Origin of the sequence: Acidovorax sp. CCYZU-2555, from assembly GCF_018413525.1 — a bacterium.
Classification (GTDB): Bacteria; Pseudomonadota; Gammaproteobacteria; order Burkholderiales; family Burkholderiaceae_C; genus Comamonas.
In genome coordinates this window covers 1-18658 of record NZ_JAHCDD010000061.1, presented here as the reverse complement: position 1 = coordinate 18658, position 18658 = coordinate 1, and the positions used below count along the sequence as shown (strand labels likewise).

14 protein-coding genes are annotated in these 18658 nt (G+C 65.6%); 11 read left to right on the top strand and 3 right to left on the bottom strand.

Annotated features, from left to right (window positions below; all coding sequences use genetic code 11):
• The first annotated feature begins 125 nt into the window (after positions 1–125).
• The 8 genes from KHY18_RS19370 (at position 126) to KHY18_RS19335 (ending at position 10518) form a co-directional block, all read left to right on the top strand.
• The gene (locus tag KHY18_RS19370; protein WP_159917619.1) at positions 126–1112 is read left to right on the top strand and encodes a malate dehydrogenase; all 987 of its coding nucleotides are present in this window, start codon (positions 126–128) and stop codon (positions 1110–1112) included.
• Positions 1113–1130: 18 nt separating this feature from the next.
• Positions 1131–1907 (top strand): trans-aconitate 2-methyltransferase, encoded by a 777-nt coding sequence (gene tam, locus KHY18_RS19365; RefSeq protein WP_213303631.1) that lies wholly within the window; start codon positions 1131–1133, stop codon positions 1905–1907.
• Complete coding sequence (locus tag KHY18_RS19360; protein WP_213303629.1) at positions 1904–2914, top strand: HpcH/HpaI aldolase/citrate lyase family protein; 1011 nt, start codon at positions 1904–1906, stop codon at positions 2912–2914. Before tam ends, KHY18_RS19360 begins: the two co-directional genes overlap by 4 nt.
• Before the next feature lie 26 nt (positions 2915–2940).
• Positions 2941–3534 carry a hypothetical protein gene (locus KHY18_RS19355; RefSeq protein WP_213303626.1) on the top strand — a complete coding sequence of 198 codons (594 nt, stop codon included), beginning with the start codon at positions 2941–2943 and terminating at the stop codon, positions 3532–3534.
• Positions 3535–3593: 59 nt separating this feature from the next.
• Positions 3594–6185, top strand: coding sequence for a bifunctional aconitate hydratase 2/2-methylisocitrate dehydratase (gene acnB, locus KHY18_RS19350; RefSeq protein WP_213303623.1), 2592 nt, complete (start codon positions 3594–3596; stop codon positions 6183–6185).
• A 220-nt stretch (positions 6186–6405) separates the two neighbouring features.
• Positions 6406–6942 (top strand): sigma-70 family RNA polymerase sigma factor, encoded by a 537-nt coding sequence (locus KHY18_RS19345; RefSeq protein WP_213303620.1) that lies wholly within the window; start codon positions 6406–6408, stop codon positions 6940–6942.
• Positions 6929–8053 (top strand): FecR family protein, encoded by a 1125-nt coding sequence (locus tag KHY18_RS19340; RefSeq protein WP_249729240.1) that lies wholly within the window; start codon positions 6929–6931, stop codon positions 8051–8053. The genes KHY18_RS19345 and KHY18_RS19340 overlap by 14 nt, the downstream gene beginning before the upstream one ends.
• A 98-nt stretch (positions 8054–8151) precedes the next feature.
• Positions 8152–10518: a TonB-dependent siderophore receptor gene (locus tag KHY18_RS19335; protein WP_249729239.1), complete on the top strand. Its 2367-nt coding sequence runs from the start codon at positions 8152–8154 to the stop codon at positions 10516–10518.
• Here KHY18_RS19335 and KHY18_RS19330 read toward each other — a convergent pair.
• Positions 10515–11078: a hypothetical protein gene (locus tag KHY18_RS19330; protein WP_213303617.1), complete on the bottom strand. Its 564-nt coding sequence runs from the start codon at positions 11076–11078 to the stop codon at positions 10515–10517. The two genes, KHY18_RS19335 and KHY18_RS19330, sit on opposite strands and share 4 nt — an antisense overlap.
• A 115-nt stretch (positions 11079–11193) precedes the next feature.
• On the opposite strand from KHY18_RS19330, the gene KHY18_RS19325 reads away from it, so the two are divergent.
• The gene (locus tag KHY18_RS19325) at positions 11194–14091 is read left to right on the top strand and encodes an aconitate hydratase (RefSeq protein ID WP_213303614.1); all 2898 of its coding nucleotides are present in this window, start codon (positions 11194–11196) and stop codon (positions 14089–14091) included.
• 38 nt (positions 14092–14129) lie between these two features.
• On the opposite strand, the gene KHY18_RS19320 is transcribed toward KHY18_RS19325, so the two are convergent.
• On the bottom strand, positions 14130–15110 hold the full coding sequence (locus KHY18_RS19320) for a Bug family tripartite tricarboxylate transporter substrate binding protein (RefSeq protein ID WP_213303611.1): 981 nt from the start codon (positions 15108–15110) through the stop codon (positions 14130–14132).
• 274 nt (positions 15111–15384) lie between these two features.
• Between KHY18_RS19320 and KHY18_RS19315 the strand changes: the two genes are divergently transcribed.
• Entirely contained in the window at positions 15385–16062 is a 678-nt protein-coding gene (locus tag KHY18_RS19315; RefSeq protein ID WP_502769235.1) for a GntR family transcriptional regulator, read from the top strand.
• Positions 16063–16371: 309 nt separating this feature from the next.
• Here KHY18_RS19315 and KHY18_RS19310 read toward each other — a convergent pair whose 3' ends face one another.
• A complete protein-coding gene (locus tag KHY18_RS19310; RefSeq protein ID WP_213303609.1) occupies positions 16372–17973 on the bottom strand; it encodes a gamma-glutamyltransferase family protein in 1602 nt (533 codons plus the stop codon).
• Between the two features lie 307 nt (positions 17974–18280).
• On the opposite strand from KHY18_RS19310, the gene KHY18_RS19305 reads away from it, so the two are divergent.
• A partial coding sequence (locus tag KHY18_RS19305; RefSeq protein WP_213303607.1) for a GntR family transcriptional regulator occupies positions 18281–18658 on the top strand: 378 nt, incomplete at its 3' end.

Below are 18658 nucleotides of genomic sequence, written 5' to 3'. Positions count from 1 at the left end.
AAATTGACCAGCGGGCAAAATCGCGAGTACACTTGCAGGCTGTTTGCGGGGGCACAGGCTTGGCTGGACAACAGAGGCTGGTGCAAGATGCGCCCACCATTTTTTCTGTTTCTGGAGTTATCACTATGAGCAAAGCACCTGTTCGCGTCGCCGTCACTGGCGCTGCTGGTCAAATCGGTTACGCGCTGCTGTTTCGCATCGCTTCGGGCGAAATGCTGGGCAAGGATCAGCCCGTCATTCTGCAACTCCTGGAAATCCCTGACGAAAAGGCCCAGAACGCGCTCAAGGGCGTGATCATGGAGCTGGAAGACTGTGCTTTCCCGCTGCTGGCCGGCATCGAAGCCCATTCCGACCCCCTGGAAGCCTTCAAGGGCACCGACTACGCCCTGCTGGTTGGCGCGCGTCCCCGCGGCCCCGGCATGGAACGTGCAGACCTGCTGGCCGCCAACGCCCAGATCTTCACGGCACAAGGCAAGGCACTGAACGCCGTCGCTTCGCGCAACGTCAAGGTGCTGGTTGTCGGCAACCCCGCCAACACCAACGCCTACATCGCCATGAAGTCGGCTCCCGATCTGCCAGCAAAGAACTTCACCGCCATGCTGCGCCTGGACCACAACCGTGCAGCTTCGCAGCTCGCGGCCAAGGCCGGTTTCAAGGTCGGCGACATCCGCAAGCTGACTGTCTGGGGCAACCACTCGCCCACGATGTACGCTGACTACCGTTTCGCCACGGTCGACGGCAAGTCGGTCAAGGAAATGATCAACGACCAGGAATGGAACGCCAACGTGTTCCTGCCCACGGTCGGCAAGCGCGGCGCAGCGATCATCGCCGCACGCGGCCTGTCGTCGGCAGCTTCGGCCGCCAACGCCGCCATCGACCACATGCGCGACTGGGCCCTGGGCTCGAACGGCGAATGGGTCACCATGGGCGTGCCTTCGAACGGCGAATATGGCATTCCTGCTGGCGTGGTCTTCGGCTTCCCCGTGACCACCGAAGGCGGCGAATACAAGATCGTCGAAGGCCTGGAAATCGACGCTTTCTCGCAAGAAGGCATCAACAAGACGCTGGCCGAGCTGCAAGGCGAGCAAGACGGCGTCAAGCACCTGCTGTAAAGAAAGCCGCGCAGCCCGATGGCCGACTGGAACCCCGCACTCTACCTGCGCTTTGCGCAGGAGCGCACCCGCCCGGCCAGCGATCTGCTGGCCCGGGTGGAGCATCCTGGTCCCACCCGCGTGGTGGACCTGGGCTGCGGGCCCGGCAATTCCACCGAGCTGCTGGTTCAGCGTTTCCCCCAGGCACATGTCCTGGGCGTGGACAACTCCGCTGCCATGCTGGCCCAGGCCCGCGAGCGGCTCCCCGACCTGGCATTCGACCAGGCTGACATCGCCGATTGGGCGCCTTCGCAGGCGCCCGATTTGATTTACGCGAATGCCGCGCTCCAATGGGTGGGCGGGCATGCGCAGCTGATTCCGCGTCTTTTCGCGGCACTGGCTCCGGCAGGCGTGCTCGCCGTCCAGATGCCGGACAATTTCAATGAGCCTTCGCATCGTTTGATGCGCGAGGTCGCCGCCTTGCCACAGTTCGCGCCGCACATAGCCGCGAAGGTGGCCGCGGGCCGGGCCATTCTCGGCATCCATGACTATTACGATCTGCTCGCGCCGCTGTCCCGGCAGGTCGATGTGTGGCACACCATTTACCAGCACCCGATGACCGACGCCCGGGCCATCGTGCAGTGGCTGCGCAGCACGGGTCTGAAGTCGTTCGTCGACCCGCTGCCCGAAGCGCTGCAAAGCGCTTTCCTTGAAGAATACGAGCGCCGTGTGGCGCTGGCTTACCCTGCGCGTGCAGACGGCCTGCGCCTGCTGGCATTTCCCCGCCTGTTCATTGTTGCGAAGCGCGCCCCATGAGCCTGTTGCCCGATTCCGCCCATCCCGCCACGGTGCTGCTCGATGCCCAGGCCAGCGCCCAGCGCCTGCCGGTCTGCGACCATTACAGTGGTGTGGAATTGCGCATGCGCAAGAGCCTGCAGCTGCAAGCCGAGATGACGCGGGAATTCGGCACCTGCGTGTTCGATGTGACGCTCGACTGCGAAGACGGCGCGCCCGTGGGCGACGAAGCCGCGCATGCACGCCTGGTCGCCGAGCTGGCGCGCGAGTCCGCGCCCGAGGCCCGCGTCGCGGCGCGCGTGCACGCGGTCGATCACCCCGCATTTTCCGAAGACATGGCGACCATCGTCGGTGAAGCCAGCCATCGCCTGTCTTACATCATGGTGCCCAAGGTCGAGAGCGTCGATGACGTGCTGCTCGCCGAGAAGGCGCTGGAGCGCGCGTCGGGCGGTCATCTGCCGCTGCACGTGCTGATCGAGTCGCCGGCCGCGGTCTACCGTGCGTTCGAAATTGCCGCCCATCCGCGCGTGCAGAGCATTTCGTTCGGCCTGATGGATTTCGTCTCGGCCCATGGCGGCGCGATTCCCGCTTCGGCGATGGGCGCGCAAGGCCAGTTCGAGCACCCGCTGGTGGTGCGCGCCAAGCTCGAAATCGCCGCGGCCTGCCATGCGCATGGCAAGGTGCCGTCGCACTGCGTGGTCACCGAGTTCAAAGACCCTGATCGCATGCAGGCGGCCGCTTCGCGCGCCGCGCGCGAGTTCGGCTATACACGGATGTGGAGTATCCATCCGGGCCAGATCCGTTCCATTTTGACGGCCTTTGCGCCGGCCCAGCCCGAAATCGACCAGGCTGCGCAGATACTGCTGTCCGCCGCCGCCGTGCACTGGGCTCCCATCAGTGCCGACGGCGTGCTCCATGATCGCGCGAGCTACCGCTATTACTGGCAGTTGCTCGAGCGCGCGCACCAGACGGGGCGCAGTCTGCCTGACGGCGTGCAGCCGTGGTTTGCTGCGTCCTCTTTTTCCTGACCTTTTTTATGATCGCTGGAGCTCACATGAAATCCTTCATCGCCTCCTTCCTGCTCCTGGCTCCTGTACTGGCTCTGGCCGCAGGCGCCGCTCCGACCGCCAAGGCCGCTGCGGCAAAGCCCGCTGCCCAGGCCAAGAAAGCCAGCGCCAAGCCCGCGGCCAAGCCTGCTGCCAAGAAGACCACCCAGGCCCGATCCAAGGCCCCCGTGGTCGCTGCAGCCGCAGCCGGCGCCGCAGGCGTTGCCACCGTGGCCCTGGCATTGACGCCCGACGAGCTGGCCATTGCCGACCGCGTGCACACCGGCCGCATCGCCTGTGAACTGGGCGCGCATGTCAACGTGAACAAGCACCAGCAGCATGCCGGCCACTTCCAGGTCGACGGCAAGGGCTTCAAGTACGAAATGGTGCCCGTGGCCACGTCCACCGGCACCGTGCGTCTGGAAGACAAGGCCGCCGGCGCGGTCTGGCTGCAGATCGCCAACAAGTCCATGCTCATGAACCAGAAGCTGGGCCAACGCCTGGCCGACGAGTGCATGAGCCCTGAGCAGTTCCAGGTGGCGGAAGCCATCAAGAAAAACCCACCCCCGAGCGTGTTCGATCAGGCGACCGGCAGTAAATAAGCCGTCCCTGGGAGAGGCAGCACGCCGCCCCACTTTAGAAAACCATTGGAGAGAGAACCATGTTGAAAGCCTATCGCGATCATGTGGCCGAGCGCGCCGCGCTTGGCATTCCACCCCTGCCGCTGGATGCCAAGCAGGTCGCGGAACTGATCGAGCTGATCAAGAACCCACCCGTTGGTGAAGACGTCATCCTGCTCGACCTGCTGACCAACCGCGTTCCTCCGGGCGTGGACGATGCAGCCAAGGTCAAGGCGTCCTTCCTCGCGGCGGTCGCGCATGGCGACATCGAGGTGGCGCTCATCTCCAAGGCACTGGCCACTGAACTGCTGGGCACCATGGTGGGTGGCTACAACGTGCATCCGCTGATCGAGCTGCTCGACGACGCCGATGTCGCGGACGTGGCCGCGAAGGCGCTGAAGAAGACGCTGCTGATGTTCGACTTCTTCAACGATGTCGAAACCAAGGCCAAGGCGGGCAACGTCAAGGCCCAGGAAGTGATGCAGAGCTGGGCCGAAGCCGAATGGTTCACGAGCCGCCCTGAAGTCGCGCAGAAGATCACCGTCACGGTGTTCAAGGTGCCTGGCGAAACCAATACCGACGATCTGTCGCCCGCGCCCGACGCCTGGAGCCGTCCCGACATTCCGCTGCACTACCTGGCGATGCTGAAGAACACGCGTCCCGACGCGGCCTTCGTGCCCGAGGAAGACGGCAAGCGCGGCCCGATGCAGTTCATCGAGAGCCTCAAGTCCAAGGGCCACACCGTGGCCTACGTGGGCGACGTGGTGGGCACGGGCTCGTCGCGCAAGTCGGCGACCAACTCGGTGATCTGGGCCACGGGCCAGGACATTCCTTTCGTTCCGAACAAGCGCTTCGGCGGTGTGACGCTGGGCGGCAAGATTGCTCCCATCTTCTTCAACACCCAGGAAGATTCGGGCTCGCTGCCTATCGAAGTCGACGTGTCGGCGCTCGAAATGGGCGACGTGATCGACATCTTCCCTTATCAGGGCAAGATCCTGCGCGACGGCAAGACCGTGGTCGAATTCCAGCTCAAGAGCGATGTGCTGCTGGACGAAGTGCGCGCCGGCGGCCGTATCAATCTGATCATCGGCCGTTCGCTGACCGCCAAGGCACGTGAGTCGCTGGGCCTGCCCGCGTCCAACGTGTTCCGTCTGCCCCAGGCGCCTGTCGCCACGCAGGCCGGTTTCACGGTTGCGCAAAAGATGGTCGGCCGTGCCGTCGGTCTGCCAGAAGGCCAGGGCGTGCGTCCCGGTACCTACTGCGAGCCGCGCATGACCACCGTGGGTTCGCAAGACACCACGGGCCCGATGACGCGTGACGAGCTGAAAGACCTGGCTTGCCTGGGCTTCTCGGCCGACATGGTCATGCAGTCGTTCTGCCACACCGCCGCCTACCCCAAGTCGGTCGACGTGAAGACCCACCGCGAACTGCCGGCTTTCATCAGCAACCGCGGCGGCGTGTCCCTGCGTCCGGGCGACGGCGTGATCCACAGCTGGCTCAACCGCCTGCTGTTGCCCGACACCGTCGGCACGGGTGGTGACTCGCACACGCGTTTCCCCATCGGCATTTCCTTCCCCGCGGGTTCGGGCCTGGTCGCGTTCGGCGCAGCCACGGGCGTGATGCCCCTGGACATGCCCGAGTCGGTTCTGGTGCGCTTCAAGGGCGAAATGCAGCCCGGCGTCACGCTGCGTGACCTGGTGCACGCGATTCCGCTGTACGCGATCAAGGCCGGTCTGCTGACCGTGGCCAAGGCCGGCAAGATCAACATCTTCTCGGGTCGCATCCTGGAAATCGAAGGCTTGCCAGACCTCAAGGTCGAACAGGCATTCGAGCTGTCCGACGCTTCGGCTGAACGTTCGGCCGCCGGCTGCACGATCAAGCTCAACACCGCGCCTGTGCAGGAATACCTGACCAGCAACGTGGTGCTGATGAAGAACATGATCGCCGAAGGCTACGCCGACAAGCGCACGCTGCAGCGCCGCATCGAAAAGGTCGAAGCCTGGCTGGCCAACCCCAGCCTGCTCGAAGCCGACAAGGACGCCGAATACGCTGCCGTGATCGAGATCGACCTGGCCGACATCAAGGAACCCATCGTCTGCTGCCCCAACGATCCCGATGACGCCAAGTTCCTGTCCGAAGTGGCCGGCACCAAGATCGACGAGTCCTTCCTCGGTTCGTGCATGACCAACATCGGCCACTTCCGCGCAGCTGCCAAGCTGCTCGGCGGCCAGCGCGACATTCCCGTCAAGATGTGGGTCGCTCCTCCGACCAAGATGGACGAGAGCGAGCTGATCAAGGAAGGCCACTACGCGGCGTTCGGTGCTTCCGGTGCGCGCACCGAAATGCCCGGCTGCTCGCTGTGCATGGGCAACCAGGCGCAGGTGCGCGAAGGCGCGACGGTGATCTCCACCTCGACCCGCAACTTCCCCAACCGTCTGGGCAAGAACACCAACGTGTACCTGGGTTCGGCCGAACTCGCGGCCATCGCTTCCAAGCTGGGCTACCTGCCTTCGAAGGAAGAGTACCTGCTGGCCATGGGCGTGATCGACGCCGACAAGGCCAGCGTCTACCGCTACATGAACTTCGACCAGATCGAAGAGTACGCGGAAGTCGCCAAGGGCGTCGCCGCCTGATCTCGCTGCCGCCGCGCGGCGGCATGTTGAGTGAGAAACCCGCTTCGGCGGGTTTTTTCATTGCAGCGCGGCGCTGTGGCGTTCTGCATACGAGTGATTCTCATCTGCAAACTATAATCAATATGTTTCCGTCACACCCCGCGCTACAGGTCCAGCCCACGCCACATCTCGGCCATTGCATGACGGACAGCGTCAATGCATTCGATGGACTGGACTTCCCGTGGCCGCGCACTATTACAAGGAACTGCTGAACTTCTGCGCGCGCAGCCTGCGCGACCGCGATGCCGCGGCCGATCTGGTGCAGGAAGCCTATGCGCGCTTTCTTGGCGTCCAGCAGTCGGGCACGGTCATTGCCGATGCGCGCGCGCTGCTGTTTCGCACCACGCGCAACCTGATCACCGACCAGCACCGGCGCGCCGAATTCAGGGCGCACCAAAGCCTCGATGCCTTGCTCGAAGAAGATCAGCCGCTCGCGCCCAGACACCTGCAGCCTGAAGAGATCTATGCTTTCAGCCAATACGCCCAGGCCATTCATGGCGCGATCGAAAGCCTGCCGCCGCGCTGCCGCGAGGCTTTCATCCTGAACCGCTTCGACGGCCTGTCGCACCAGGAAGTCGCCGACAAGATGGGCATCTCGCGCAATATGGTGGCCCAGCATGTGATTCGCGGCGTGCTGGTCTGCAAGGCCTGTGACGACGCATTCCATGGCCGCGCCCGCGCGGTGGCACGCTCCATCTCTTCCCATGCGGCCGCTTGACTCCCACCGCTGCACGCCCGCGCCGTCGTCTGCGGCGCAGGCGCGCGATGCTGCCGATTTCGCCGAGTTCATCGCGGGCCAGGATCCACTCGATGCGGCCGCGGCCGGCTGGATGGTGCGGCGCCAGGACGGACTCACGCCCGAGGAACAAGCCGAATTCGAGCAATGGCTGGCCGCCGATCCCGCGCATGCCGATGCGCTGGAGCAGGTCGAAGGCGTCTGGGGCCGCATGGACGAGTTGCCTGAAGAAAGCGTGGCAGCGCTCAAGACCGGTTTGCCGCCCGCGCCGCCTGCGCGCGGCGCGCCTGTTTCCCCCATTTCACCGGGCCGGCGCGGCTGGATGCGCGATCTTGTCGGCCGGCTCATGCCCCAGGCCGCGGCAGCGGCGCTGGCGTTCGGCGTGGTGGGTGGCGGCTGGTACGGCTGGACGGCATGGCAGGGCCAGCCCACGTTCACGCAGACGCTGGCCACGGCGCGCGGCCAGCAAAAGCAGGTGGAGCTTCCCGACGGCAGCACGCTGTGGCTGGATACCGCGACCCAGGTCGAGGTGCGCCTCTATCGCCAGCGGCGCGAAGTGCGGCTGTCCGAAGGCCAGGTGCTGTTCGCCGTGCAGCCGAATGCCGAACAGCCGTTCGACGTGCTCGCCGGCGCCACGCGCGTCACCGTGGTCGGCACGCGCTTCGCGGTGCGGCGCACGCACAGCGGGCTGGGCGATGACGGCGCCATCGGCGTGGTGGTCGAGGAGGGCAGGGTGCGTGTGGCGGCTGCATCGACCGCGACCGCGCCGGTCGAACTAGGCGCGGGCCAGTCCGTGCGCGCCGACGCCGCGGGCGCCTTGGGGCCTGTCAGCACGGGCGCGGCGGCCCCGGCCGCCTGGCGCGAAGGCCGCATCAGCTTCGACGGCGTGCCGCTGGCGCAGGCGCTGGCCGAGTTCGAGCGCTATGGCGATACCGGCTTGATGGTGCGCGACCCGGCCGTCGCGGCGCTCAAGGTGCATGGCAGTTTCGAGCTGCAGCAGGTGGGGGCGTTCGCGCGCGCCTTGCCCCAGGTGCTGCCCGTGCGGCTGAGCCGCATCGACGGGCGCAGCGAGATCATCTCCAGCAGGCCGTGAAAAAAGTGCACAAATTGCGCCGCCTGACCTCAACACATTGAGGGCTCGTGCGTCAGCAAAGGTAGCAACCTTTCTTGTCTACCGTGGAGATCACTTTCATGCCTCACCCGCGCCTGCAGCCCGCGCCGCTTGCCCTGGCCATTGCCCTGGCCCTGTCGTCCCTGGTGCTTGCACCTGCCCAGGCCCAGTCGGTCACCGCCGCCGTGCCCATCGTGCTGCCTGCCCAGCCGCTGGGCGCGGCGCTCAATGAACTCGCGCGCCAGGCAAAGCTTCAACTGATGGTGCATCCCGACGGCATCGTGGGCAAGCAGGCCCCGGCCGTGTCGGGAACGCTCACGCCGCAACAGGCGCTCGACCAGCTGCTGCGCGGCAGCGGCCTGGCCGCGCAGGTCAATGGCGCGGAAGTCATCATTCGCCCCGCGCCGGCCGCGGGCGGCGCCGAAGCATCGCTGGGCGCGGTCACGGTCACGGCCAATCAGCTGGGCGAGATCACCGAGGGCACGGGCAGCTATACGCCGGGCACCATTGCAACGGCCACCAGGATGGTGCTCACGCCGCGCGAGACACCCCAGTCGATCAGCGTGGTCACGCGCCAGCAGATGGACGACTTCGGCCTGACGTCCATCGACGGCGTGATCAATCACACGCCCGGGGTCAGCGTGCTGACCATGGACAGCGAGCGCACCATGTACTACGCGCGCGGCTTCGAGATCAACAACTTCCAGTACGACGGCATTCCGATGCAGCGCTTCTCGGGCTATTCGTCGGGCAATACGCTCAGCGACATGGCGATCTATGACCGCGTGGAAGTGCTCAAGGGCGCGACCGGGCTGCTCACCGGCAGCGGCGATCCGGGCGCCACGATCAATCTGATCCGCAAGAAGCCGACGCGCAAACTTCAGGGCCATGCCACGCTGGGCGTGGGATCGTGGGACAACTATCGCAGCGAACTCGATGTCAGCGGCCCGATCAACGAAAGCGGCAGCGTGCGCGGCCGGGCGGTTGCCGCCTACCAGGACAAGCATTCGCACCTGGATCGCTATCAGCGCAAGACGTCGGTGTTCTACGGCGTTGTCGAGGCCGACCTGACGCCCAGTACCCTGCTGACCGTGGGCGCGGACTACCAGGACAACGATCCCAAGGGCTCGACCTGGTTCGGCACGCCGATCTACAACAGCAACGGCGATTTCAATCAAACAGGGCGTGCCTTCAATCCCGCCGCACGCTGGAGCAGCTGGCAGCAATACACGCGCACGGGCTTCGCGACGCTGGAGCATTTCTTCGACAACGAGTGGGTGGCCAAGCTGCAGCTGAACCACCAGATCAATGGCTACGACCTGCGCATGGGCTCGCTGGGCAGCGGCTTTCCCAACCCCTTCACAGGTGCGGGCAGCAATCTCTGGCTGGGCAGCTATGTGGGCGAGACGGTCAGTGACGCCGCCGATTTCTACGCCAGCGGCCCGTTCCAGCTGTTCGGGCGCAAGCACGAACTGGTGCTGGGCGGCAGCTTTTCCCACACCAAATGGACCAACGAAGGGCAGTGGGCCGGCGCGGCCAGCGTCGCGGATTTCTACGGCTGGAGCGGCGACTATGCCCAGCCCAACTGGTCACGCACCGCGGGCAAGCCCGAGACCACGCGCGAGCAGGGCGTCTATGTGGCGACGCGCCTCAATCTGCGTGACGATCTCAAGCTGCTCGCGGGCAGCCGCGTGGCCAACTACAAGAAGGAACAGTTGCAGAAATCGGGCGTCGTCGTCCCTTACCTGGGATTGGTCTATGACCTGGACCCGCAATGGTCGCTGTACGGCAGCTACACCAGCATCTTCAAGCCCCAGTCATCCCAGGACGAACTGGGCCGCACGCTCGATCCGCTCGAAGGCAACAACGCCGAGATCGGCGCCAAGAGTGCATTTTTCGATGGGCGGCTCAATGCCAGTCTGGCCTATTTCCACCTGAACCAGGACAACTATGCGGTCAGCACCGGCAAGCGCACGCCCAGCGGCACGACGGCCTACCGCGCGGTGAGCGGCGTCAGGACCAAGGGCGTCGAGCTGCAGGTCTCCGGCGCGTTGACGCCGCACTGGCAAGTGCATGCCGGCATCACGCACCAGAAGTCGCGCCGTCAGGGCGCGCCGGTGTCGACCCTGGCGCCCGAGAGCCAGCTGAGCCTGTACGCGAGCCACAAGCTGGGCGGCGCGCTCGCCGGCCTGACCCTGGGCGCCGGCGCCCGCTGGCAGGACGACACCTGGGCCGATGTGAGCCATCCTTCCGGCACCAAGATGCGGCACACGGTCAAGAGCTTCTGGTTGCTCGATGCGTCGGCGCGCTACCAGTTCAGCAAGCAGTTGTCGGCCTCAATGGCCATCAACAACCTGCTCGACAAGAAGTACTACACCGTCTTCGACAGCAACTATTCCTGGGGCGAGCCGCGCAGCTTCAATGTGAGCTTGCGCTACGACTTCTAAGCCCTTGTCTGCCGCGCGGCCTGTCGGCCAATGGCCGCCAGCATGCGCCGCCGAATCAGCCCGCTGACGGGCCTGATCAGATACCAGTACGGCGCGAACTTGCGTTGTGCTTCGTCATCAAGGCAGAACACGCGCGTTTCGGTGACCAGCCGGGTGTGCGTGCCGTTCAGCGGCTCGGCGACAAAGCTCAGCACCAGCTTGGCCGCGCCCGGCGCGTTGAAGGCCAGGAACGACTGGCCGTCGGCAATGCGCGCCTGGCCGTAGTCGGTCTGCCAGAATTTTCCCGCCAGGCCCAGCACCAGTTCCTGGTCGCCGCGCTGTTCGAGCGGCGTGAAGTTGTTCATGCCGAACGACGGCTGGGGCGCGCCGGTACGGCCTTGCAGCCGGTGCAGCGCGCGCATGGGCAGTTCGCGCGCAGCGATCGCGTATTTGAAAAACGCATCGCCCTCGGGCCGGAAGTCGCGCGCCGCGGCCATGACCCGGGCCTGGGGCGCGGCGATGTCCAGCGCATGGCGTTCGCTGAAGTGGTGTCGGGGCAGGTATTTCTCGTGCAGGTGCATGACTTGATGTTAGCGCCGCGCTGGCCTATGGATCGTGGGCAGATGCGTTCTTGACCCACAGCATTCGTCACACGTAAGAGGCACAATGGTCTGACAGCAATCAGGAGAGCCCCCGATGAAACATGCGTTCGCCACCACGCTCAAGAACTTCAAGACCTCGTCCGGCGTGACCGGCAAGTTCTACTCACTGCCCGCGCTGGCCAAGCAATATCCGAGCGTGCAGCGCCTGCCGGTCTCGCTGCGCATCGTGCTCGAAGCCGTATTGCGCCATTGCGACGGCAAGAAGGTCACGCCCGAACATGTGCGCCAGTTGGCGCAATGGCAGCCGCAGGGAGCGCGCACGGAAGAGATTCCCTTTGTCGTGGCGCGCGTGGTGCTGCAGGATTTCACCGGCGTGCCGCTGCTCGCCGATCTGGCCGCGATGCGCAGCACCGCCGCGCGCCTGGGCAAGAAGCCCGAGGCCATCGAGCCGCTGGTGCCGGTCGATCTGGTGGTCGACCATTCGATCATGGTCGATTACTTCGGCACCAAGAAAGCGCTGGACCTGAACATGAAGCTGGAGTTCCAGCGCAACCAGGAGCGCTACCAGTTCATGAAATGGGGCATGCAGGCGTTCGATACGTTCGGCGTCGTGCCGCCGGGCTTCGGCATCGTGCACCAGGTCAATCTCGAATATCTCGCGCGCGGCGTGCACCGGCGCGACGACGGCGTGCACTATCCCGACACGTTGGTCGGCACCGACAGCCACACGACGATGATCAACGGCATAGGCGTCGTCGGCTGGGGCGTGGGCGGCATCGAGGCCGAGGCCGCGATGCTGGGCCAGCCGGTCTACATCCTGATGCCCGATGTCGTCGGCTTCGAGCTCACGGGCCGGCTGCGCGAAGGCGTCACGGCCACCGATCTGGTGCTGACCATCACCGAACAGCTGCGCAAGGAAAAGGTCGTGGGCCAGTTCGTCGAGTTCTTTGGCGAAGGCACGCAAAGCCTGGCCGTTCCCGACCGCGCGACGATTGGCAACATGGCGCCCGAATACGGCGCGACGATGGGCTTTTTCCCCGTCGACGACAAGACGCTCGACTACTTCCGCGGCACGGGCCGCAGCGCGGCCGAGATCGAGGCCTTCGAAGCCTATTTCCGTGCCCAGCAGCTGTTCGGCGTGCCGAACCGCGGCGAGATCGACTATTCGCGCGTCGTGTCGCTGGACCTGGGCAGCGTGACGCCGAGTCTTGCCGGCCCCAAGCGCCCGCAGGACCGCATCGAGCTGGGCCAGGTGGCGTCGCAGTTCACGCATCTGTTCAGTGCCCCGGCGGCGCAAAACGGTTTCAACCAGCAAGGCGAAGTGCTGCACACGCGCCATCTGGTGCAGGACCGCCCCGAGGATAAAGCCCTGCCCGCGACGCGGCCCACGCCCGCGGGCGCGGAGCGCCAGCTCGCTGAAATGGAGTCGAACAAGCCCGAGCCGGCTACGGCCCATGCCTCGGCCGAAGTGCCCACGCCCGTGGCGGCCAGCACCAGCGATGCGGGAGCGTTCACCATCGGCAATGGCGACGTACTGATCGCGGCGATCACCAGCTGCACCAACACTTCCAACCCCAGCGTGATGCTGGCCGCGGGCTTGCTGGCGAAGAAGGCGGTGGAAGCCGGCCTCAAGGTGCAGCCGCATATCAAGACGTCGCTGGCGCCGGGCTCGCGCCTGGTCACGCGTTATCTGACCGAAGCCGGTCTGCTGCCTTACCTTGAAAAGCTGGGCTTTGCGCTCGCGGGCTATGGCTGCACCACCTGCATAGGCAACGCGGGCGATCTCACGGCCGAAATCAACGCCGCCATTCGCCAGAGCGATCTGGTCTGCGCCGCCGTGCTGTCGGGCAACCGCAATTTCGAGGCGCGCATCCACCCCAACCTCAAGGCCAACTTTCTCGCCAGCCCGCCGCTGGTCGTGGCCTATGCGCTCGCCGGCACCGTGCTCACCGATCTGATGACCCAGCCCGTGGGCAAGGGCCGGGGCGGCAAGGATATCTACCTGGGCGACATCTGGCCCAGCACCGAGGAGGTGCAGGCGCTGATGCACCATGCGATGAATGGCGCGGCCTTCCAGGAGAACTACGAGAAGGTCAGCAGCGAGCCGGGCAAGCTTTGGGAAAAGATCCGCGGCGTCAGCGGCGCGACCTATACCTGGCCCGAAAGCACCTATATCGCCGAGCCGCCGTTCTTCACCGATTTCACGCTCGACATCGCCCAGCCCGTGACCACGGGCATACAGCCGAGCAATCCGTATGCGGTGCATGGCGCGCGCATCATCGCGCTGTTCGGCGACTCGATCACCACCGACCATATTTCGCCGGCCGGCTCCATCCATCCCAAGTCACCCGCAGGCGAATGGCTGTGCGCCAACGGCGTGCAGCAGGCCGATTTCAACAGCTACGGCTCGCGCCGCGGCAACCATGAAGTGATGATGCGCGGCACGTTCGCCAACGTGCGCATCAAGAACCTGATGCTGCCGCCGCTGGCCGACGGCAGCCGCGAGGAGGGCGGGCTCACGCTGTACCGCGACGCAGCCTGCGAAGCGCGCAAGATGCCCATCTACGACGCCGCCATGCAATACCAGGCCGAAGGCCGGGCCAGCGTGATCTTCGCGGGCGAGGAGTACGGCACGGGTTCCAGCCGCGACTGGGCGGCCAAGGGCACGCAGCTGCTGGGCATCAAGGCCGTGATCGCGCGCAGCTTCGAGCGCATTCACCGCAACAACCTGGTGGGCATGGGCGTGCTGCCGTTGCAGCTGCGCGGCGACGACAGCTGGGCCAGCCTGGGCCTGGTGGGCGACGAGTTCATCGAAGTCATTCCCGATCCGCTGCTGACGCCGCAAAGCGATGCCGAACTGTGCATCACGCACGCCGACGGCAGCCAGTTGCGCCGCACATTGACGCTGCGCATCGACACGCCCATCGAAGCCGACTACTACCGCCACGGTGGCATCCTGCCGTACGTGCTGCGGCAGTTGCTTCAGGGCTAGGCCCGGCCCGCCCCCGTCAGCGCGGGGGCGGCGCAGCGTTATTGCATGGCGATGCCCGACTGGCGCACCAGCTTCTCTGTGCGCGGAATCTCGGTCTTGATGAAGGCTTCGAAGTCCGCGACGCTGCCGCCGCGCGCTTCGGCGCCGGTGGCGATTAGGCGCTCGCGAAACTCGGGCGTGGTCAGCAGCTTGTTGATTTCGGTGTTGAGCTTGGCCACCACGGGCGCCGGTGTGCCGGGGCTGGCAACGATGCCATACCAGGGCGCGATATCGAAGCCTGGATAGCCTTGCTCGGCAATCGTCGGGATGTCGGGCGCCATCGCGGCGCGGCCCGCGGTCGAGACGCCCAGCGCGCGCAGCTTGCCGGCCTTGACCTGCGGCAGCGCGGTCATGATGGTGTCGAAGTACAGCGACACCTGGCCCGCCATCAGTGCGGGGATGGCTTCGGCAGCACCTTTGTAGGGCACATGCACCAGGTCGATGCCCGCGACCTGACGCAGCAGTTCGCCGGCCATGTGCGATGTGGTGCCCGCGCCAAATGATGCATAGGTCAGCTTGCCGGGATTCGCCTTGGCATAGGCCACCATTTCCGCCAGCGTCTTGAAGGGCAGTGCCGGGTCGGCCAGCAGCACGTTGGGCGTGATGGCCACGACCGCGACCTTCTCGAACGCGTCGGCGTCGTAGCTCAGGCTCTTGTACAGAAAGCGGTTCGTGACCATGGAGGCCGGGCCGCTCATCAGCAGCGTGTAGCCGTCTCCCGGCGCGCGGGCGGCCGTGGTGCTGCCTATCATCGCCGCCGCTCCCGGCTTGTTTTCCACCAGCACGGGCTGGCCCAGCGACTTGCTCAGGCCGGTGCCAATCTGGCGGCTGAGCATATCGGTGGCCGAGCCGGCCTGGAAGGGCACCACGATGCGTATGGGTTTGGAGGGCCAGGTCGCGGGCCCCTGGGCTGCTGCCGTGAAGGCAAGCGTGGAAACGAGGGCTGCGGCAAGGGGCGAACGGATCAGGCGGAGGTTCATGGTCGGCATCAGGTTGGGTTGCGGATAGTGCGCAACAGCAGGGCCGTTGCACCGGTGAAGTGGCATTCAGGGATATTTAGATATTTGTATCCAATCCAGCGAAGACTACCAAGCAATAAACGAACCAGTGCTAGGGGAAACCGCAGGGTGTGGCGGTTGCAGCGCCAAAGATTTGCGCGCCAGGCGGCGGCTTGCGCGGGGCAGGGGCGCTGCGACAACGCACCTCGCCGTAAAATTGACCGGTCCTTTCTCGGGGCAATGACACAAAGAACCTATGAGCTCCATGCTGACCGCCCGACTATCCTCGTTTGACACCGCTCCCGCGACCGCGCAGGAGGAGGCCTATCAGCACATCAAGCGTGGCATCCGCATGGGCGAGCTGCGCCCGGGCACGCGGCTGGCGCCGGACGACATCGCGGCCGAGATCGGCACCAGCCGCATGCCGGTGCGCGAAGCCTTGAATCGGCTCGCGACCGAAGGTCTGATCATCAATCGCCCCAACCGCGGCGCCATGGTCCGGGTGCTGACGGAAAAGGAAGTGCGCGAAGTGTTCTCCATGCGCGCGGTGCTCGAAGGTCTGGCCGCGTCGTTTGCGGCGGAGAACGTCACGGCCAACGACATCCATGACCTGGAGCAGCTGCTGCAGCGCATGCACCGCAGCGGCCTGAATGCGTCGGAGTGGATCACGGCGCACAGCCAGTTCCACGAGCGCCTGTGCATCATCGCGGACGCGCCCCAGCTGCTGCGGCAGATCGCGGCCTTGCACTCGGTGTCGGAGCCGCTGATGCGCGTATGGCTCGAAGGGCGGCCGTCGCCGGACTATGTGCACGACCGCCATCACGAACTGATTTCGGCGCTCAAGGCCAAGGACAGCGCGCTGGTCGAAGGCTTGATGCGTGCGCATATCCTGCGCACGCTGCCGGGGATTCTGCAGGCCAATCTGGCAGCTTGAGTATCCCGTCTGGCTTGGACGGGGTAAGCGAGCCAAAGCCTCGCAGGGCGTTAGAACGAAACAGCGGGCCTCTCCCCCCGTTCGTCCTGAGCCCGTCGAAGGATGAACGGCCTGCGCTCAAGTCATGAGGACCGGCCGTTCATGGTGCGACGCGGCCGGCTAGGCAAGCTCACCACGAACGGGTTTTACAGTGCGCCCTCTTTGTCTTTTTACCCCTCCGTTCGCCCTGAGCCTGCCTCGCCGGCCGCGTCGAAGGATGAACGGCCTGCCTTCAAGTCATGAGGACCGGCCGTTCATGGTGCTACAGGCTCAGCCCAGATTCACCCCCATGGCGCAACCGTCCTTGCGATGGTCCGACGCGCCGTGCAGCACGCCATTCTCCCAATCCACCCGGATCGCCTGCGCGCCGCCGATGGCGGGATGGACCGGGGCCACGAGCTGGTAGCCCTGCTGCGCCAGCGCTTGCTGCACATCCTGGGGCAGCGTGCTTTCGAACTCCACCGTGTCGGTGCCTGGAATGGGGAACAGACGCGGCAGGTCGCTGGCCGCCTGCACGTCGCAGCCGTAGTCGATGACCTTGGACAGGAAGTGGGCGTGGCCCATGGCCTGGTAGTGGCCGCCCATCACGCCGAACACCAGTTCGACCTTGCCGTTCTTCGTCGCCATGCCGGGGATGATGGTGTGCAGCGGGCGCTTGCGCGGGCCTATGCAGTTGGGGTGGCCCTTGGTCAGCTCGAAGCTTTGGCCGCGGTTGTGCAGCAGCACGCCCGATTTGGGCGCCATCAGGCCCGAGCCGAAGGGGTGGAAGATCGAGTTGATGAAGCTTGCGCAGTTGCGGTCCTTGTCGACCACTGAGATGTAGACGGTGTCCTTGTGCTCGACCGTGGCATTGGTCGCCGAGGTATCCAGCGCGGCCGGGAACTCGCCCGAACGCAGCTGCGTGGCCAGTTCCTGCGACAGCAGGTAGTCGACGTCGACATCGGCGAAGCGCGGATCGGCCAGCAGCGCGTCGCGCACCCGGTAGGCCATGCGCGTGGCGTCGATCTCGGCCTTGAGGCGCTCGGGCGACAGCGGGTCCAGGCCGGGCTCCACGCCTTGCAGGATGTTGAGCAGCAGCAAGGCGATGATGCCTTGGCCGGGCGGCGGGCATTCGTGCACCACATAGTCGCGGAACGCGGCTTTGACCGGCTGCACGAACTCGCCGCGGTAGCTCGCGAAGTCGTCCAGCGTGTGCACGCCGCCCAGGCTGCGCAGGTACGACACGATGTCTTCGGCGACTGCGCCTTCGTAGAAGCCCGCGCGGCCTTTTTCGGCGATGGTGCGCAACGTCGCGCCCAGCTTGGGCTGGCGGTGGACCGAGCCGATTGCCGGCGCCTTGCCGTCGACCAGCATGTTGTCGCGCGCGGTCGTGGCCGCGAGCAGCTGGGTCTGCGCGGCCCAGTCGGTGCCAGAGCGCGGTGCCACGGCATAGCCTTGCTCGGCAAAGCGGATCGCGTCTTCGAGCAGGCGGCCCATGGGCAGGCGGCCGAATTTTTCCGTCAGCGCAAACCAGGCGTCGACGGCGCCGGGCACCGTGACCACATGCGGCGACTGGCGCGGCAGCTGCTTTTTCTCGCCCGCGGCCAGCAGCGCGTCGATGGAGATTGCCTGGGGCGCCCAGCCTGCGCCGTTGTAGGCGTGGATGTCGTCGCTGCCCTTTTCGCTGTACAGCGCAAAGCAGTCGCCACCTATGCCGGTCGAGCCTGGCTCGACGACGCACTGCACGGCGCAGGCGGCGATCGCGGCATCCATCGCGGTGCCGCCGGCTTCGAGGATGCGAACCGCGGCCTGGGTCGCGGCGGGGTGGGAAGTGGCGGCCATGCCGTGGGTGGACATGACGACGGATCGACCGGGCTTCTGAAAATCGCGCATAACTTGTTTCTTTCCTTCTAGCGTTGCTCAGGCTGTTCTTGCCAATGAGAGGGAGGCGTCCGCTGCGCAGGCCCACCAGCGAGCGGGCAGGCCCCAAGCCTAAACCCACAGCGGAATTATAGGATTAGAGATATCCCTGTATCTTTGTATCCAATCTGGCTTTTTTGAGAATGCAAGGCTTGTGCCAGCGTTGGGGTGCAATGGCCGCGCGCTTTTGGTGCGTGGCCGGGGTGGCCGCCGGCATCAAGGCTGAAAGGTGGGTGCACTCTTAGAATGGGTGTGGGGGCCAGGCCCTTGAGGACCAACCATGAATTTCTTTGCTTCGCCGCCGCTCGATGGCTCGGCCACGAGTGCCCACGAGCAGGCCTATCACCATCTCTCGCATGCGATCCGCATGGGCCACATGAAACCCGGCGAACGCCTGGTCGCCGATGACGTCGCCAATGCCATAGGCATGAGCCGCATGCCCGTGCGCGAGGCCTTGCGCCGCCTGGCGTCCGAAGGGCTGCTGGTGATGCCGCCCAATCGCGGCGCGATCGTGCGCGAGCTGTCGGAAGCCGAGGTCGTGGAGGTGTTCGAGATGCGCGCCGTGCTCGAAGGCCTGGCGGCCGCGATGGCCGTGCGCCGCTGCACGCCCGGCGACATCGCCGACCTGGAGGACCTGCTGGCGAGCATGCAGCGCTGC

What these genes read in the sequence shown, in the direction of transcription:
- KHY18_RS19325 (WP_213303614.1), top strand. Translation starts at nt 11,194, where the DNA reads ATGAAACATGCGTTCGCCACCACGCTCAAGAACTTCAAGACCTCGTCC.
- KHY18_RS19315 (WP_502769235.1), top strand. Translation starts at nt 15,385, where the DNA reads ATGAGCTCCATGCTGACCGCCCGACTATCCTCGTTTGACACCGCTCCC.
- KHY18_RS19360 (WP_213303629.1), top strand. Translation starts at nt 1,904, where the DNA reads ATGAGCCTGTTGCCCGATTCCGCCCATCCCGCCACGGTGCTGCTCGAT.
- acnB (WP_213303623.1), top strand. Translation starts at nt 3,594, where the DNA reads ATGTTGAAAGCCTATCGCGATCATGTGGCCGAGCGCGCCGCGCTTGGC.
- KHY18_RS19320 (WP_213303611.1), bottom strand. Translation starts at nt 15,110, where the DNA reads ATGAACCTCCGCCTGATCCGTTCGCCCCTTGCCGCAGCCCTCGTTTCC.
- KHY18_RS19355 (WP_213303626.1), top strand. Translation starts at nt 2,941, where the DNA reads ATGAAATCCTTCATCGCCTCCTTCCTGCTCCTGGCTCCTGTACTGGCT.
- KHY18_RS19310 (WP_213303609.1), bottom strand. Translation starts at nt 17,973, where the DNA reads ATGCGCGATTTTCAGAAGCCCGGTCGATCCGTCGTCATGTCCACCCAC.
- KHY18_RS19330 (WP_213303617.1), bottom strand. Translation starts at nt 11,078, where the DNA reads ATGCACCTGCACGAGAAATACCTGCCCCGACACCACTTCAGCGAACGC.
- KHY18_RS19370 (WP_159917619.1), top strand. Translation starts at nt 126, where the DNA reads ATGAGCAAAGCACCTGTTCGCGTCGCCGTCACTGGCGCTGCTGGTCAA.
- KHY18_RS19335 (WP_249729239.1), top strand. Translation starts at nt 8,152, where the DNA reads ATGCCTCACCCGCGCCTGCAGCCCGCGCCGCTTGCCCTGGCCATTGCC.
- KHY18_RS19340 (WP_249729240.1), top strand. Translation starts at nt 6,929, where the DNA reads ATGCGGCCGCTTGACTCCCACCGCTGCACGCCCGCGCCGTCGTCTGCG.
- tam (WP_213303631.1), top strand. Translation starts at nt 1,131, where the DNA reads ATGGCCGACTGGAACCCCGCACTCTACCTGCGCTTTGCGCAGGAGCGC.